21 protein-coding genes and 2 tRNA genes are annotated in these 15,593 nt (G+C 63.7%); 14 read left to right on the top strand and 9 right to left on the bottom strand.

Annotated elements, in window-relative coordinates:
- Nucleotides 1-8 precede the first annotated feature (8 nt).
- On the top strand, nt 9-848 hold the full coding sequence (speB, locus tag ACNS84_RS13100; protein WP_435075318.1) for an agmatinase: 840 nt from the start codon (nt 9-11) through the stop codon (nt 846-848).
- Between the two features lie 39 nt (nt 849-887).
- On the opposite strand, the gene ACNS84_RS13095 is transcribed toward speB, so the two are convergent.
- Together ACNS84_RS13095 and ACNS84_RS13090 are read right to left on the bottom strand one after the other, a co-directional pair.
- Complete coding sequence (locus tag ACNS84_RS13095; RefSeq protein WP_435075317.1) at nt 888-1,139, bottom strand: SelT/SelW/SelH family protein; 252 nt, start codon at nt 1,137-1,139, stop codon at nt 888-890.
- Nucleotides 1,140-1,255: 116 nt separating this feature from the next.
- Nucleotides 1,256-2,845, bottom strand: a complete 1,590-nt coding sequence (locus ACNS84_RS13090) for an amidohydrolase (RefSeq protein ID WP_435075316.1) — start codon at nt 2,843-2,845, stop codon at nt 1,256-1,258.
- A 103-nt stretch (nt 2,846-2,948) separates the two neighbouring features.
- Here ACNS84_RS13090 and ACNS84_RS13085 point away from each other — a divergent pair, with 103 nt between their 5' ends.
- Nucleotides 2,949-3,398 (top strand): universal stress protein, encoded by a 450-nt coding sequence (locus tag ACNS84_RS13085; protein ID WP_435075315.1) that lies wholly within the window; start codon nt 2,949-2,951, stop codon nt 3,396-3,398.
- A gap of 93 nt (nt 3,399-3,491) precedes the next feature.
- Here ACNS84_RS13085 and ACNS84_RS13080 read toward each other — a convergent pair whose 3' ends face one another.
- Nucleotides 3,492-3,854, bottom strand: a complete 363-nt coding sequence (locus tag ACNS84_RS13080) for a hypothetical protein (RefSeq protein WP_435075314.1) — start codon at nt 3,852-3,854, stop codon at nt 3,492-3,494.
- Between the two features lie 62 nt (nt 3,855-3,916).
- Nucleotides 3,917-4,879: a LipP1 family hormone-sensitive lipase gene (lipP1, locus tag ACNS84_RS13075; RefSeq protein WP_435075313.1), complete on the bottom strand. Its 963-nt coding sequence runs from the start codon at nt 4,877-4,879 to the stop codon at nt 3,917-3,919.
- A gap of 49 nt (nt 4,880-4,928) precedes the next feature.
- Here lipP1 and ACNS84_RS13070 point away from each other — a divergent pair, with 49 nt between their 5' ends.
- Nucleotides 4,929-6,335: a DEAD/DEAH box helicase family protein gene (locus ACNS84_RS13070; protein ID WP_435075312.1), complete on the top strand. Its 1,407-nt coding sequence runs from the start codon at nt 4,929-4,931 to the stop codon at nt 6,333-6,335.
- 126 nt (nt 6,336-6,461) lie between these two features.
- On the opposite strand, the gene udk is transcribed toward ACNS84_RS13070, so the two are convergent.
- Entirely contained in the window at nt 6,462-7,160 is a 699-nt protein-coding gene (udk, locus tag ACNS84_RS13065; RefSeq protein WP_435075311.1) for a uridine kinase, read from the bottom strand.
- A 177-nt stretch (nt 7,161-7,337) separates the two neighbouring features.
- On the opposite strand from udk, the gene ACNS84_RS13060 reads away from it, so the two are divergent.
- From ACNS84_RS13060 to ACNS84_RS13025, 8 genes are all read left to right on the top strand, one after another.
- Nucleotides 7,338-7,961, top strand: coding sequence for a CBS domain-containing protein (locus ACNS84_RS13060; RefSeq protein ID WP_435075310.1), 624 nt, complete (start codon nt 7,338-7,340; stop codon nt 7,959-7,961).
- 111 nt (nt 7,962-8,072) lie between these two features.
- The gene (locus ACNS84_RS13055; protein WP_435075309.1) at nt 8,073-8,597 is read left to right on the top strand and encodes a GNAT family N-acetyltransferase; all 525 of its coding nucleotides are present in this window, start codon (nt 8,073-8,075) and stop codon (nt 8,595-8,597) included.
- Between the two features lie 96 nt (nt 8,598-8,693).
- A tRNA-Thr gene (locus ACNS84_RS13050) sits at nt 8,694-8,767 on the top strand.
- A 137-nt stretch (nt 8,768-8,904) separates the two neighbouring features.
- Nucleotides 8,905-9,120, top strand: a complete 216-nt coding sequence (locus ACNS84_RS13045; RefSeq protein WP_435075308.1) for a hypothetical protein — start codon at nt 8,905-8,907, stop codon at nt 9,118-9,120.
- The gene (locus tag ACNS84_RS13040) at nt 9,117-9,275 is read left to right on the top strand and encodes a hypothetical protein (RefSeq protein ID WP_435075307.1); all 159 of its coding nucleotides are present in this window, start codon (nt 9,117-9,119) and stop codon (nt 9,273-9,275) included. Before ACNS84_RS13045 ends, ACNS84_RS13040 begins: the two co-directional genes overlap by 4 nt.
- Nucleotides 9,272-9,808 (top strand): hypothetical protein, encoded by a 537-nt coding sequence (locus tag ACNS84_RS13035; protein WP_435075306.1) that lies wholly within the window; start codon nt 9,272-9,274, stop codon nt 9,806-9,808. The genes ACNS84_RS13040 and ACNS84_RS13035 overlap by 4 nt, the downstream gene beginning before the upstream one ends.
- Before the next feature lie 193 nt (nt 9,809-10,001).
- Nucleotides 10,002-10,241: a hypothetical protein gene (locus tag ACNS84_RS13030; RefSeq protein ID WP_435075305.1), complete on the top strand. Its 240-nt coding sequence runs from the start codon at nt 10,002-10,004 to the stop codon at nt 10,239-10,241.
- A gap of 98 nt (nt 10,242-10,339) precedes the next feature.
- The gene (locus tag ACNS84_RS13025; RefSeq protein WP_435075304.1) at nt 10,340-10,612 is read left to right on the top strand and encodes a hypothetical protein; all 273 of its coding nucleotides are present in this window, start codon (nt 10,340-10,342) and stop codon (nt 10,610-10,612) included.
- A 557-nt stretch (nt 10,613-11,169) separates the two neighbouring features.
- Here the strand turns inward: ACNS84_RS13025 and ACNS84_RS13020 are convergent.
- From ACNS84_RS13020 to ACNS84_RS13005, 4 genes are all read right to left on the bottom strand, one after another.
- Nucleotides 11,170-11,469, bottom strand: coding sequence for a hypothetical protein (locus ACNS84_RS13020; RefSeq protein ID WP_435075303.1), 300 nt, complete (start codon nt 11,467-11,469; stop codon nt 11,170-11,172).
- Nucleotides 11,470-11,774: 305 nt separating this feature from the next.
- On the bottom strand, nt 11,775-12,320 hold the full coding sequence (locus ACNS84_RS13015; protein WP_435075302.1) for a hypothetical protein: 546 nt from the start codon (nt 12,318-12,320) through the stop codon (nt 11,775-11,777).
- Nucleotides 12,317-13,288 (bottom strand): hypothetical protein, encoded by a 972-nt coding sequence (locus ACNS84_RS13010; protein ID WP_435075301.1) that lies wholly within the window; start codon nt 13,286-13,288, stop codon nt 12,317-12,319. Before ACNS84_RS13010 ends, ACNS84_RS13015 begins: the two co-directional genes overlap by 4 nt.
- Before the next feature lie 258 nt (nt 13,289-13,546).
- Nucleotides 13,547-14,236: a hypothetical protein gene (locus tag ACNS84_RS13005; protein WP_435075300.1), complete on the bottom strand. Its 690-nt coding sequence runs from the start codon at nt 14,234-14,236 to the stop codon at nt 13,547-13,549.
- 321 nt (nt 14,237-14,557) lie between these two features.
- Here ACNS84_RS13005 and ACNS84_RS13000 point away from each other — a divergent pair, with 321 nt between their 5' ends.
- From ACNS84_RS13000 to ACNS84_RS12990, 3 genes are all read left to right on the top strand, one after another.
- Nucleotides 14,558-15,049, top strand: a complete 492-nt coding sequence (locus tag ACNS84_RS13000; protein WP_435075299.1) for a peptide ABC transporter substrate-binding protein — start codon at nt 14,558-14,560, stop codon at nt 15,047-15,049.
- Entirely contained in the window at nt 15,046-15,225 is a 180-nt protein-coding gene (locus ACNS84_RS12995) for a hypothetical protein (RefSeq protein WP_435075298.1), read from the top strand. The genes ACNS84_RS13000 and ACNS84_RS12995 overlap by 4 nt, the downstream gene beginning before the upstream one ends.
- Nucleotides 15,216-15,287: transfer RNA gene (locus ACNS84_RS12990), tRNA-Gln, on the top strand. Before ACNS84_RS12995 ends, ACNS84_RS12990 begins: the two co-directional genes overlap by 10 nt.
- Nucleotides 15,288-15,593 lie beyond the last annotated feature (306 nt).

Raw genomic sequence — 15,593 nt, 5'->3', positions numbered from 1 at the left:
TCGAGGCCATGTTCCCCGGAGCGACGACCGACCGCGAAGCTGCTTCCTACGTGGTCGTCGGCGCTCCCCTCGACGCCACGACCACGTTTCAGCCGGGCACTCGGTTCGGACCGGACCGAGTCCGGCAATTCGCAGAGACGTACGACGACTACGATCACACCACTGAGAGCTACTTCTCCGCTCTGGGCGTTCACGACGCCGGCAACGTTGCTCCGTGGGACGACGTCGAGGCGTACCTCGACCATCTCGCGGCCGAACTGCGCAGCGTCACCATCGACGACGCCGTGCCCCTCACCATCGGCGGCGAACACACCGTCACCTACGGAGGCGTCAGCGCGGTCGACCCAGACGTGCTCGTCGTCTGCGACGCCCACCTCGACCTCCGCGACGCCTACGACGGTAATCCGTGGAGTCACGCGTGCGTGATACGCCGGTGTCTCGACGACCTGGGTGTCGACCGGGCCGTGATCGTCGGCGCACGAACCGGTTCCGAGGAGGAGTGGGACCGCGCCGCCGCCGCCGACGTCGAGGTTGTGCCGCCGGCGGAGGCCCGCGAGTGGCTCGACGAGACCACCGGCGGAGACGAGGATCCCTTCGCTGGCGAGTCGGTGTATTGCTCCGTCGACGTCGACGGGCTCGACCCCGGGTTCGCGCCGGGAACGGGGACGATGGAGCCGTTCGGACTCGCGCCGCGCGAGGCGCGTGACCTCGTCCGAGCGGTCGCGCCCCGCGCCGACGGATTCGACGTCGTCGAGGTAAACGACCGCGACGACGGTCAGGCCGCCGCGGTGGCGGGGAAACTGCTCCGGGAGTTCGTTCAGACTCACGCGCAAGCGCACCGCGACTGATCGAACCGGGCACCGCCAGTCAGTCTGCGGGTCGCGGGCTCAGGAGAGTTCGGCGAGCCGCTGTCGGGCCGCGGTGACGGCCGCCATCGATTCGATGTACTCGCGGGGATCGGTACACCAGATCCGGTCACCTTCGACGCTGACGCAGAACACCGAGTCGGCGGAGGGGCGGAGGGTTACCCCGTCGACGTCCGAGCGGTCGCCGAGATACGAGTCGATCAGGCGTCGGGCCGTCTCCGCCTCCGGCTGGAGGCGACTGCCGGCCGCGTACTCGATAGCTATCTCTGCCATGGCCAAACGTACGAACTACATGATTAATAACTACGCTTTCCTGGCAGCGCTTGCGGGGTTCTCGACCCGAACGATCGCGGTATCGTTCGCGGTCGTCGGCGAGCCGACGCGCCCGCTCAACGCCCGTCGTACACGACCTCGCCGTCCACGACGGTCAGCACGGGATCGATATCGCTGATCTCGTCGGACCGCTCCCACGGAGAGGCGTCGAGCGCAACGAGGTCGGCGCGCTTGCCGACGGCGACCGTGCCGAGTCGGTCCTCGTCGAAGCCCGCGTACGCTGCGCCGCGGGTGTACGCACGCAGCGCCTCGGTCACGGTCAGGCGCTGCGCTTCCGCGGGAGCGGTCACCGCGTGATGGACGCCGAGCAGGGGGTCCATCGGCATCCCGTCCGAGCCGAACGCGAGGTTCACGCCGGCGTCGAGCATGTCTCGATAGCGGTTCGTCGCGGCGGTCCGCTCGTCCCCAAGTCGCGCCTCGTAGAGCCCCTCTTCGCCCGCCCACTTGAGGAAGTTCGGCTGGACGCTGGCGACGACCCCCGACTCGGCGAGTCGTTCGATCGCCGCGTCGTCGGCGAGTTCGACGTGTTCGACCCGGTGACGCGCCTCGCCGGGATCGTTCCGGGAGTCTCCCTCGTAAGCGTCGAGAACGGCCTCGACGGCCTCGTCGCCGATGGCGTGCGCGGTGAACTGGTAGCCCGCCTCGGTCGCCGCCGCGACCGTCTCCGCCAGTTCCTCGGGACCGACGACCCACTGGCCTCGCTCCTCCGGGTCGTCCGCGTACGGCTCGGAGAGCCGCGCGGTCCGCCCCCCGAAGCTCCCGTCCGTGTACGACTTGATCGCGCCCGCTTCGACCATGTCGTTCCCGTGGCCAGTGCCGAGGCCGACCTCGCGCAGCGCGTCGAGGTGGTCGCTCCAGTAGTTGATCCGGACGCGCGCGGTCAGCTCCCCCTCGGCGTCGAGTTCTCGGTAGGCTCGCGGTGCGTGCGAGTTCCGCACCATGTCGTGGAAGCCGGTGATCCCCTTCGCGGCGCAGTCGGCCAGCGCGGCCTCGACGATGTCCCGCGTCTCGGCCGGACCGGACTCGAACGCCTCGTAGATCGGGTCGATCGCGCTCTCCAACAGGACGCCGGTCGGGTCGCCGCTCTCGTCGGTCGGTACCGTCTCGTCCGGCGCCGCGGCGAGCGCGTCGGCGAACCGATCGAGCGCGACCCCGTTGACGGCCGCGACGTGCATATCCTCGCGGAACGCGGCGACGGGCCGTTCCGTCGAGACGCGGTCGAGGTCCGCCCGCGTCAGATACCGCTCCTCCTCCCACGTCGACTCGTCGTAACCGTAGCCGAGAACGGGGTCGTCGGAGGTCGCCGACCCTGCCGCCCCGGCGCGCTCGTCCGCCAATTCCGTGGCCCGTTCAGCCAACAGATTCACCGCCTCGTCCGGCGAATCGGCGGTCGAGAGGTCTGCGTGGACGAGGTAGCGCCCGACCGTCGTCAGGTGCGTGTGCGCGTCGACGAATCCGGGCAGGAGGACGCGACCGTCGAGGTCGACGACGTCGGTGTCGACTCCCTCGAGGAACTCGACCTCGCGAGTGCTGTCGAGCCGGACGATCGCGCCGTCCCGGACCGCGACCGCCTCGTACGTCTCGTCGGGCGCCGCGAGCGTGTGGATCTCCCCGTTCACGAACAGTCGGTCCGCAGCCTCGGTCATGGACAGTTCGGCGCGTGGCAGCGTGTTAATCGTTCGGGAAACGGTGACCGATCCCGTGAGAACCGTCGACCAATTTATTCGGTGACCTCCCGAATCGTGCGGTATGTACGACCGAATACTCCTCCCCACGGACGGAACCGAAGGCGTCGACCGCGCTATCGATCACGCCGTCGACGCCGCGGACCGATACGACGCGACCCTCCACGTGCTGTACGTCGTCGACAGCGACATCGTCAACGCGTACTCCGGCGACGAGTTCGTCGACGGGTCGGAGGGCGCCGCGGAGACCCTCGAGGATCGGGGCCGAGACGCGCTCGACGCGGTGGCGGCACACGCCGCCGACGCCGGCGTCGACACCGTCACCACTCTCGTGTACGGAGTTCCCCACGAGGAGATCCTCCGGTACATCGACGAGGAGGACATCGACCTGACCGTGATGGGGTCGAAGAGGCGCTCCGGAAACTACCGGCGGATGCTCGGATCGGTCACGGAGCGCGTCTCCCGTCGGTCCGTCTCGCCGGTCAGCATCGTGAAAACCACCGTCTCGGGGTGATCGGCGGGGCGTTGATCGCTCGATGAGCGATCGGAGTAATCGGCGCAGTTAACGCGGTTAGCGCGGTTAGCGCGGTTAGCGCGGTTAGAGCAGTCAGAGCGATCGGACGAACGGAATCCCGACGGCGTCGGTCACGCCGGCGAACGGCAGCACGGCGAGCACGAATATCGCCGCGGCCCATGCGACGAAGCCGATGACCCCCGCGTGTACCCACGAGACGTCGTAGCGCCGACGAATCAGCCACACCCAGGCGAGAAGCGGCATGAAATCGCCGATCAGCGGGAGCCACGAGAGGAAGAAGGCCGCGAGCGCCCAGACGATGGCGCCGAACAGTGCCGTGAACACGGCGTGCCCGTAGTCGCGCGTTCCGGTAACGACCGCGGCGGCGACGAAAATCGCCAGTCCGCCGACGAGCAGACCGACGACGAAGGTTACCGCGGAGCCGATAAGTGTCATACAGATCATTTCTCGGCGATCCACTTGGAGGCGTCGCCGGGCGACGCGAGGCGACCGACCCGCTACAGTCGCTCGCGAACGTCGTCCGCGACCGCCGAGAGTGCCTCCTCCGCGTCGGCGACGCGGTCGCTGAGGCTGCAGAACCCGTGGGCCATGGCCGGGTAGTGCCGGTGTTCGACCGGCGTTCCCTCGTCCGCGAACCGCTTCGCGAGCGCGACGCCGTCGTCTCGAAGCGGGTCGAACCCGGCGGTGACGACCGTCGCGGGTGGGAGTCCACCGAGGTCGCTCGCGCGGAGCGGCACCGCGAACGGGTTGTGCGCGTCCACCGGACTCCGGAGGTACCGGTCGAAGAACCATCGCATGTCGGCGCGGGTGAGCAGGGGGCCGTCGGCGTTCTCGCGGTACGACTCGGTCTCGAAGTCGTCGCCAGCGATCGGATACAGGAGGAACTGAGCGGCGATTTCGGCTGCGGCGGGCTCTATCTCGCGTCCGTGCAGACACGCGGCGAGCGCGAGCGTCGCCCCCGCGCTGGTGCCGGACACGCCCACTCGACTCGGGTCGCCGCCGAAGGCCGAGGCGGTCTCCGCGACCCACGCGACGGTCGCGGCCGCCTCGTCGACCGCGACGGGGAACGGGTGGTCGGGCGCGAGCCGATAGTCCACGGAAACGACGACCGCGTCGGCGCGAGTCGCCAGTTCGCGGCACGGTCCGTCGATGGAGTCGAGCGTGCCGAGCGTCCAACCGCCCCCGTGGAAGTGGACGAGGGTGCGGACGCCGTCGGCGCCGCCGCTGGCGGCCTCGACCGCAGGCTTCGGTCGGTACACGCGCACCGGGACCTCGCCGTGGGGGCCGTCGAACGTGAGGTTCCGAACGTCGGCGACGGCGGGCGTCCGATCGCCGGAGAACACCTCATCTTCGACGCGTCGCGCGGCGTCGACCGAGAGTTCGTGCCACTCGGGGAGCCCGAGCGCGTCGACCTCCTCGACGACGGCAGCGAGTTCGGGGTCGAGTTCGTCAGTGCGCATAGCGGGCGGAGGCGGTGCCCCTTTGTAAGTCGGTCGGCAACGTCCGGCGATGAACGTCCGGCTGACCTACGAAAACGGTACCATCCGCGTCGACGCTGCGGGGTCTGTTGTCGACGGGGACGGGTCGGCCGACGCCGAGGCGTCGCTCCCGCCGCTGCCGGGGGTCGAGTTCGATCCCCGATCGGGGACCGGCCGGGCTCCCGCCTACCGCTACGCCGACATCCGGCGGGCGCTGGAAGTCGCGGGCGCGAGCGTCGAGGACCGCGTGTTGGACGCGAGCGACCGCGCCGCGCGCGAGGCCGGGCTTCCGAACGCGCTCGGGACCGACTACGACCTGCGGGAGTACCAGCGGACGGCGCTCGACGCGTGGCGCGACGCAGGCGACCGAGGGGTGCTCGAACTCCCCACCGGGGCTGGCAAGACCGTGATCGCGATCCGCGCGATGGTCGAACTAGGCGTCCCGACGCTCGTGGTCGTCCCCACGGTCGACCTCCTCGACCAGTGGCAGCGGGAGTTAGAGCGCGAGTTCGACGTTCCGATCGGTCGGTTCGGCGGGGGCGAGCAGCGCCGCGAGGCGATCACGGTGTCGACGTACGACTCGGCGTACCTGAAAGCCGACGGCGTGGGCGACGCCTTCGAATTCGTGATCTTCGACGAGGTCCACCACCTCGGCGGGGAGGGGTACCGCGACGTCGCGCGACTGCTTGCAGCGCCCGCGCGACTGGGGCTGACCGCCACCTTCGAGCGGCCCGACGGCGCTCACGAGACGGTCGCAGAACTGATCGGCGACCGCGTCTACGCGCTCGACGTCGACGACCTCGCCGGGGACCACCTCGCCCCCTACGACATCCGGCGAATCGAGGTCGAACTGACCCCCGACGAGCGCGAGCGGTACGACCAGAAGCAGGGCACCTTCGTCGAGTACGTCCGCGACGCGGGGATCACGTTCACGAGCGGGAGCGACTACCGGGAACTGGTCAAACGCTCGGGCAACGACCCGGCCGCCCGCGAGGCCCTCCTGGCGAAACAGGAGGCCCGCGAGATCATGATGAACGCGCGTCGGAAGGTCGATCGCTTGGAGTCGATCCTCGACCGTCACCGGGAGGACCGCGTGATCGTGTTCACCGCTCACACCGATCTCGTCTACCGGCTCTCCGAACGCTTCCTCCTGCCCGCTATCACCGCCGAGACGGGAGTGGAGGAGCGCCGCGAGATACTGGAACGCTTCCGCGACGGGACGTACGGCCGGGTCGTCGCCGCGAACGTCCTCGACGAGGGCGTCGACGTGCCGGACGCGAACGTGGCGGTCGTACTCTCGGGGTCGGGGAGCGAGCGAGAGTTTACCCAGCGGCTCGGACGGGTGTTGCGTCCCAAAGAAGACGGCGGGCGAGCGATCCTCTACGAGGTCGTCAGCACGGAAACGGCGGAAGAGCGGGTGGCGAGTCGGCGGCGCTGATATCGAGGGTTCTTGACAGACGACAGTGATCCTCAGTCCGAACGACCGCGGCGTTCGCTTATAAATCCGCGCGGGTACCGGTGCACGAGCGGTACTCGGGTGGGTGCACCTACTGCACCGGCTGATTCAATCGTCGTCGTCCATATCGAGCGAGCGCTTCTCCCCGAGTTCCTCCTCTAAGCTGCCGCGTTCCCAGCTCCGGACCGCTTCACCCTCGACCTCGGCGCGGAGTTTCTCTTCGAGGAGGTTCACGGCGACGCTGTTGGCGCCCTCGGGGATGATCACGTCAGCGTGCTTCTTCGAGGGTTCGATGAACTGCTCGTGCATCGGCTTCACCGTCGAGAGGTACTGGTCGATGACCCCTTCCAGGTCGCGGCCGCGTTCGATGACGTCTCGACGGATCCGGCGGAGGATGCGGACGTCGGCGTCGGTTTCGACGAACAGCCGGAGATCCATCATGTCGTTTATCTCCTCGTCGTACAGCGCGAGGATCCCTTCGAGCACGATGACGTCGGTGGGCTCCACCGTCACGCGCTCCGCCTTCCGGTTGTGGATCTCGAAATCGTACTGCGGCATCTGGACCGTCTGGCCCTCCAGCAGCGCTTCGAGGTGCTCGCGGAGGAGTTCCCACTCGAACGCCGAGGGGTGGTCGTAGTTGACCGACTGTCGCTCCTCGAAGTCCAAATGCGAGAGGTCCTCGTAGTAGTTGTCCAGCGGGATGCGGGTGACGCTGTCACCGAGGTCGCGGGTGACGAGCCGGGAGACGGTCGTCTTCCCCGCGCCGGTCCCTCCCGCGATCCCGATCACGAACGAGGGAATGGTCATACGTTCGCTCGAACGCCGGAGGGTTTGAACCCTCCTTTTCGCGTCCGGATCGGTCCGGCGCGGGCCTTGCTCTCGCCTCGAACCCCCTCGTTTCGGAACCGATCGCTTGGCTACGCTCGGAGTCGGTATAACGGTACCGGGGGCATCTTTTAGGCTGTCCCTGCAGATCCACGTGTTATGCGAACAGACACCACGGTTCGTGACGTGATGCATCGCGAGTTCCTCGGCGTGAGCGAGTCGGACCCGCTGGCGGACGCGGCCAGTCTGCTGGTCGACGAGGGGACCACCTGTCTCGTCGTCCTCCGGGGTGGCGAGCCGGTCGGACGGCTCGACTGCCGGAGCGCACTCGGGGCGCTCCTCGACGCGGACGGCTGGACCCCCGGCGACGACGGTCCGACGGTCGGTTCGGTGATGTCACCGCCCCTCCCGACCGTGACGCCGGAGGACTCGCTCGCGGCCGTCGAAGAGCGTCTCGTCTCCGAAGGGGTCGACAGCGTCGTGGCGGTCGAGGGCGGCGAGGCGGTCGGCGTCGTCACCGCCGGCGACGCGCTCGCCGCGGGTGCGCCGCGTAGCGGCGACGGCGTTCGAGAGCCGCTCGACGAGGATTCTATCCGCGGAGCGCGACGCGGAAACGAGGGACTGGTGGGGTCCGACGGCGGCGTCAACCCCGCGAGCGAAGCCGTCACGACGGAGGCGCCCGAGTCGACGACGCAGGGAGTGTGCGAGAGCTGCGGGGCGCTCGTCCCGGACCTGGTGAGCGCGAACGGGCAGGCCGTCTGTCCGGAATGTCGCGAGGTGTGACGCCGACTGCCGGCAGGTTCGCGTCCACGCTCCGAGAGTTCTCGCCCTCGTCGGGGGCGGATCTCTCCCGTCGGTACCCTCTTGCTTCGTGGCGTCGAACGACCGACCGACATGCCCGACGGTGAGCGGCCGACGGTCGAGGCGGCGGTAGTCGACGACATCGACGACGTCACCGACCTGTGGGTCGCGCTCGCTGCGGGACAGCGCCGACACGGATCGACGCTGCTGGCGGCGCAAAATCGTGCAACCGTGCGCGAGTGGGTCGCTCGGTCGGTCGTCACCGGGGAGCTACTCGTCGCCCGCGAGGCCGACGGGGACCCGGTCGGCTTCGTCGGCTTCGCGCTCGATCGGGAGGGGTACGAGCGCGACTGCGTCCGCGGTACGGTGAGTAACCTCTTCGTGATCCCCGACCGCCGCGGAGAGGGGATCGGTGCCGACCTGCTGGACGCGGCCGAAGGCGAACTCGCGGCGGCAGGCGCCGAACGCGTCGCGCTGGAGGCGCTCGCCGACAACGAGCGGGCACGCGCCTTTTATGCGGAGCGGGGATACGACCTCCACCGCGTCGAACTGACGAAATCGCTACCCGATTCCGCGGCAGACGAGCCCGACGACGGACCGGCGGGCGAGTTCGACTGAGCCCGAATGACCGGCGCGCTTTTCTGAGAAACCGACAGGCGTCAGCCTCGCCGAAAGCGACACGCACTCATATGAGGCCCGAGTAACCCAGCGTGCGCCAGGGGAGCATGGGCGGTTCATGCACTCGACTTGTAATCGAGACTTCCGGGGTTCAAATCCCTGCCCTGGCTCTATCAAAAATCTGAACAATCCAACGCCGGATCACCGGACGTAGGGTCTCAGATTTCTGTCGAAAGTCAGAGTGTTACACCGTATTCCGCAATAGCGACCCCACAAGTAGCCGCGGAAACGGGGGTGAGCGCGTGAGATGGCGGTCGTCTACGCCGGACAGGTTCGGACGACTCTCAAGGAAATCGCCCGGCGGACCGACGGCGCCGTCACCCGTGCCGAACTCATTGAGAGCGCCACGCTTGAACTCGGCATCGACCAAGAGCGCGTTGTCGAGCAGCTCGACTCACTTGACCGGCGAGGGCAGGTGTATCATGTCGGTGACGGCGCCGACGCGGAGGTGCGTCTCCCATGACGGGGATCGTTGACCGCGACGAGCCATGCCGCCATTGTGGCGCTATCGCCGGGCGTGAGCTCGCCGACGGTGCCATCGAGTGTGTCACCTGCGGCAGCGTCGCGCCTGACCCGTTCGTCGTTGCGAAGCGGTCACTGGGGGTGTCGTCGCGATGAGCGAGGCATCCGAGGCGCTGGATCACGCTGCGTTCAAGCAGCTTGTCTGGGCGCTCGCCCCCGGCGAGCCCGAAGACTACGAGACCATCGTCGACGGTGTCCAGGCCGCGATCGAGGAGCACCGCGAGCTCCAGGAGCGCGTTGACGACCTCGAGCAGCGCCTCGAGATGATCGGCGACATCGGCACCGAGAAGACCAACAAGGAGCAGAAGGTCGCCGCGATCGTCACCTACGCCTCCCAGAAGGATTCCGGGATGAAGGGGACGGTCGTGAAGCCGAAGGAGATCGCCGGCGTCGCGAACGTCTCTGAGCGCTACGCGTACGACCTCATCGACGATATCGTCAACGGAGATGGCGAGGACGGCTCACTCCACGATGACGGCTATCCGTGGGCGCTCGATGCTGCCGCCCAGACGTCGGTCGATAAGGATGCTCCAGGACGTGGCCTCATCGTCGACTTTGATCGACTTCACGAGGATACGGAGGCGTTGAACAAGTTCATCAACGGAACTGCCGCTGAGGGGGGTCGCTGACGATGATCTTCCATCCCCCAAAACCACCCCCGTTGTTGTCGTCTAAACTTCGGTTGTGGGAGGTGGTGTAAGCAAGGACGCGTTAGCAACGGGTACGTTCGCTGAAGCGACGCGAAGCGACGTGATCGACGGCGCTCGCGGCGGTTCAACGCGGCCGAATCCGTTGATGAACAAGTTCAACGGCTCAGATCAGATGCACAACACACACGGTACGGACGAGACGGACAGCACGGACGGCTACAGGGACGATACGGGGCTGGCCGGGATAGCGGTCGGCCTCCCCCGTGTCGACGGCACCGAGACGCCGGGGATCGTCCGCGGCACACACGATGTCCAGCTGGACGAGGAGACCCTCGCGACGCGCGTTCTCGTCGACCTCGAGGAGACCGACCACGTCGTTGACACGGCGGCCGATCGAATCGAGGTGATCTAAGATGGGCACGATGATCTACCATTGTCGCGACTGTCAGCGCAACGGGATGATCGCCGGGCTTGCGATGCAGCATGAACTGCGCACGGGGCACGAGACCTATGAACGACACCACTGATCTATCTGAGTCTGAACTCGCCACGAACCTCGTTGGCGGCGTTGCAGCTGCCACCCTCCTGGACGAGTACGCCTACGGCCGTGGAGCGCTCTGGGATCCGGTGTATTCACACCACCGCACACCACGGCGGTGCCCGTTCTGCGGCGAGGCCTACTACGTTCACGCCGGCTTCACCGACCATCGTGATCACTGCGACAACGGGTCGAATCCCAGCGCGAACCCGCTGGGGTACGCAAACGGAGGTGACGATGACTGACACCACGCTCGGCGATCTTGATCGGCGCACTCGTGAACGACTCGCCGACCTCCCGCCGACGGCGTCGCTCGTCTTTCTGGAGCTCCGAAACACCGACGGGTCGCGAACCCTTCGTCAACTGACCCATCGCATGGCTCGTCCGGAGACATCTATCCACCGAGCGCTTCGCCAACTCCACGATGCGAAGCTTGTCTCGTGCTCGCCGCGACCTACTGATCCCTCCCAGTCAGAATGGGGTTTTGACGGGTAACTCGGGTTTTCTACTACTCGCTAATTTATCGAAACACGATCTGACCATTCTCTGAAAGTTGTTTCCTTACAATATTACATACTGGCTCTATTGAATCCTTCACCCGGTAATAGGTCCTGACCCGGTTGCGGTCAATACAGGCAACCCACATACCGACTTCGAGCGCCACTTACCGATATAATGTCAAAAATGACGTGCGAGATACAGAGGATGTAGTTATCACTGCGAATTTTCCGTTTCGGTTGGTTTGTGCTGAATTAGATGGGCTATCGACGGGCCTCTACATCAGTTACCTCTACGATTCGCTTTAGCGGCCCATCGTGATCTCACCGTCTCTGATCGTGAACCGAGGCTCAAAGCCGTCATCCAACTGCTTTGTTTCTGAATATTTCACTTCACCGTTGAGCACAATCTCAATGACAAAATCGGGAGCGTAGTCGATAGTCGGGATTAACTCTTCAAAAGTCGCCTCTAACCCCGGAGAGAGAGATTGTGTCCCCGCATGACCGCCAATGTCGTCACCAATCACCGAGACGATAGTTCGATAGCGAGTACTATCGAGGTTGTGTACAATAACATCCACAGCCTCATTGTCTGGATTCCCCATACAGCCTGCTCCCAGAATCATCGTGACCGTGGCAGCGAGGACTGTCCGACGATTTACATTATCACTCATAAGAAGCAGTCATTATATGTGGATATATCTCTATTGGTCTTGATATTTCAGGTAACTGCTAATCGCGGATTCTACTACAGTTCTCTCGGAGATTCGCGCCTTGTATGCAACAAGGCTTCTGTGAGCTACCGAGTTGCTGTCAGAACCCGCGTGCTGCAGTACAGAGGATGTATTCAGAAAGTGCTCACGTAATTACGGGACACGCGCGACCATACCACGACACTCGCGTACCCTTTCTACTCTCCGCTGTAGCGATTGCCGAAAGTTTCAAAATGGTTGATCATCGCCTCCGCAGTCTCCTCGATTTCTGTCTTTGAGCTCACGTGGCGATAGAATACTGTGTTGTCACCGAACGGGTCAGGAGCCGTGTCGAGCATCGAATTGTCACCCATCGCTTGAATCACCTCGGTGTCCGTTTCTGTGGACGCGCCCTTGATTTTGTATCCGAACGCTCGAAGTGCCCCATCCACGTCGTGACGGTCGTATTCGGTGGGAGAGATCCAGTATAGGTGGACGTTCAGGTGCTGCTGTTGACCGGCGGGGGTCCGGTTGGGATCCATCTCGTAGTCCACGCGGGCCCAGCTCTTGGACGAGAATGGCTTCCGTCTGAGTCTCACGTCCCCCTCGACACCCTCTATGAATAAATCGGGCTGGCATTTCATCATCCGTTGGCCGATGTCTCGGATGGTCGCCTTGATCTCCTCGTCGAACTGCTCAAGCAGCTCTATCGCCTTCAGATAGCGGTCCTTGCGCAACCCCATCGTCAGGAAGTCCTCGGTCATGTGTCCACTGTTAGCTTCAAGTGTGTTAGCTGTTCGTCCAGTGTCGCCCCTAATTGAATCGGACGAGTGGTGTCCGTGACCCGTTCTGCGTCAGCCATGCGTTGGATCACAGGTAACGGTTGAAAATTCAGTAGTCGCTGTTCGACGAGCCCACAGAACAAATATGCCGCTGCGTTCCACTGGTCGTCCTTAATGAGACCGTCTCGAAGCAGCTGCCGTGCCGCAGTCGTGATATCTCGCCAGTAGATGACTTGAACTGGCTGTGATTTGTCCCACATGAGATATTCGAAACCACAATCGACCGGCTCAATTGGGACATCGACGCCAGCCACGAGCGCCCCCCGCTGTGACTTCGGCAGGACAAGAGAGTGGGACCACTCAAGATGCGGGGCGTCATCTTCGACAAGCCCAGCCGTCTCCGCGGTTTTTCTGTAATTGGTGTCGAGCAGCTTGACCTCAATCGAGGCACCAATTCCACTTTGTCGGAGCACAATGTCAGCTCGACGGCTGCCATCTGTGTTTTCCCGGTCGTAGCTTTCCTCGCGAGCTACCCTGATGTGCTCGTCGGAGAACGTGCGTCCGAATACTCGCTCTGCGAACGCAGGTACGCGTAGGAGTTCCGCGAGCCAGTACGACCACTGAAGCTCGTTAGTGGGTTGGAGTGGTCCGAGAAGCGACCGCTCCGTCGCGACGTCGGTCGCAAGCGGATCAGTATTGAATGGACCTCGTCCGGTAGCCCAGCGCTCGTTCGACGCTTCGATAAGGTCACGTATCGCAATGGCCGTCTCGTGGCCTGTCTCAGTATAAACATCCCACCACGCGTCAAGCTCCCGCCACACCTGCGCCAGCCGTGCTGTATTCAGAACCGTGTTGCGCACGCTAATGCCATGCGGCATCGTTCGGTTCGCGAAAGTGGTCCACCAAGGATCGAGTATCTCCCACTCCGATTCCTTCACGGTATCACGCATTAAGGGAAATATGAGAGGGCTGGTAGTTAGCGGTATGGGTGAAAAATAATTGAATAGTTGGCCTGTAGGCGTGATTTTCAGTACCCTGCATATTGTATTCCACTTCGATCAATCAGGAAACGCCGTTCGGGCATCGGCATTCACGGGCCTTGACTGGGACGGGCCCCGCATCCAGCAGTCGCTTGTAGAACTACTAGATTTTACTCAGATCTACCGTGCTGCATACAGAGCTTACATTCATCAGATGATCGAATGTCTCTATTGACCTACATTGAGTATTCTACTGCGATCGATTAGCGAATTGTTTCGTGTGTTTTGCATACGATTTAGCGCCTCTTCTTGATGATTGATGACCTCATCAATTCGTTCGATCGGTGTGGGGGCGTCTTTTGGTGGGATCTTCATCACGAACCCACCAAACATGAAGAGTGCGCGTTCGTACTCACGAGCCACCCCATCGGGACAGGTTTGTTCGAATCGATGACAGAATTCGGCGTACTGAGCTGAACTCTGGCTCGCCTGTCTGTACAGCTGTTGGCCTTTTCCCCGGATTCTCCAGAGATAGATGTACGCATTCCACACTCTGCGGTCGTAAATCGGGAATGTCACCGAATACTGGTCCGGCCCACTTGCCATCAGATGGAGCAGAAAAGCTGACGTGACGACGCTGCTCGATTCGACGACCTCTTCTTCGAGTAAATGGTCTGATAGCGTTTCAATCGCCTCTTGTGGCTCCAGAGTAATGTAGTCATCTCGATCGAGTTGCTTGAGTACGGGGGCAATTGTTTCGAATGGGATACTTCTGTTCAGTCCCTTCCAGTCCCAGAACCGTTCTGCTCGATCTACTAGGCGAGTGGCGTTCATCGCCTGCTCGTATTCGTCAGCATAGTCCGTATAGACGGGATATAGGGAGGCCCAGTATGCAATATTGAGCGGCGGGTCAGACATACACCCATCAGGTCTCCGCATGGGTTATATTTTTTCAGAATCATCTCCATGCCTTCTGCTTAACCGACTCCTGCAAGACTCGCGCCCTGTATGCAGCATACTACTTGAGAGCTACCGAAGTTTTGTACCAAATTTCCGCGCTAAAATCTGGGTGAACCTTAGCGAAATCCAACTCCCAAAATGGGAATCTCACGATGACTTAAGCGTACAGCCAAGCAAGGGTCGGGTGACGACACCGGGCGACCGGCGGCCTCACGCCTCGCATGCGGAGGTCGAGACGACCGGGCCGGAGAGACGGCCGCCGAGGAGTCTGTTGCAACCATGCCTGAGACACCCGCTTACCACGAGCACCTGCTCGATGCATCCGACGTGTGCAACTCCTGTCACAGAATCATCCGCGTGGAGCGAATCGAGCCGACACGAGAGGGGCTCGGTCGGGAGTTCGAGTCAGTGTACGAGCGCCGACGGGAGACCACTGAGATCGGCTACGGGCCCGCTCGTTCTGTGAGTGAGGAGAAGGGTGTGTTCTGCGACCGGTGTGGCACCGAGTCGCCTTACGATCGCATCTGGGACGATGCTGAGAAAGACATCTCCTACGAGCGCTTTCGCGAGATCATTCAGGCGACCATTCGGACGCTCGAGTTCAAGGGCGTCACCATTTCCCGCGAGGACTTCGCGCAGCACGCCCTCCAGCACCGCCTCGACGGCAACCACGTGGACGACTGCCTCGGCGCCGCGACTGAGGCGGCGATCGTCGCCGCAATCAACCGGACCGACGCTGATCAGGAGGGGCGGCGGGAGGCAACAGTATGAGCCTCTCGCAATACGACCGAGTCCAGTTCGCGTTCGGGGACCAACATCTCGTCGGAGACGCCGTCGACTTCGTTCCTGCTGGCGACGTCTCCGGGCCCGATGGCCTCCTGATCGTGGACGTCAACGGCCTCGAGTACCGTGTGGCGGAGTCCGATGCTGAGCGGTTGGACCAGTAGCTCGGTGGGAGTACGCGACACTGACGCCGTCGCGTGCCGCGGTTCGAATCCGCGCTGGTTCATCTCCCAACGGCGTGATCTCTCCGCTTTCTTCGGGGATCACAAGCGCCCGAGGGAGAGCACCGACTCACGAGCGGCCGGCACTCCCCACTGTGATATGCCACGTCCCAAGCGTGAGGAGCCTCGTGTCGATCGTTCCTGTGGTTCGACCCTTGTCAAGTCCGGCCGCCTTGCCGTGCCTGTGGAGGTGACAGACGCCTCTATTGGGAGTGGCGAGATCCAAGCCCTCTACGGGGCCATCCTGTCCGGGGTTCGACTCCCCGCACGGCCTTGCGACACACTGACACACCCCTCCGTTTCCACTCCAG

This window comes from Halorubrum wangae, assembly GCF_051194135.1.
Lineage (GTDB): Archaea > Halobacteriota > Halobacteria > Halobacteriales > Haloferacaceae > Halorubrum.
Note: the sequence above shows the minus strand (reverse complement) of the source record. Positions and strands in the feature narration are given on the sequence as shown.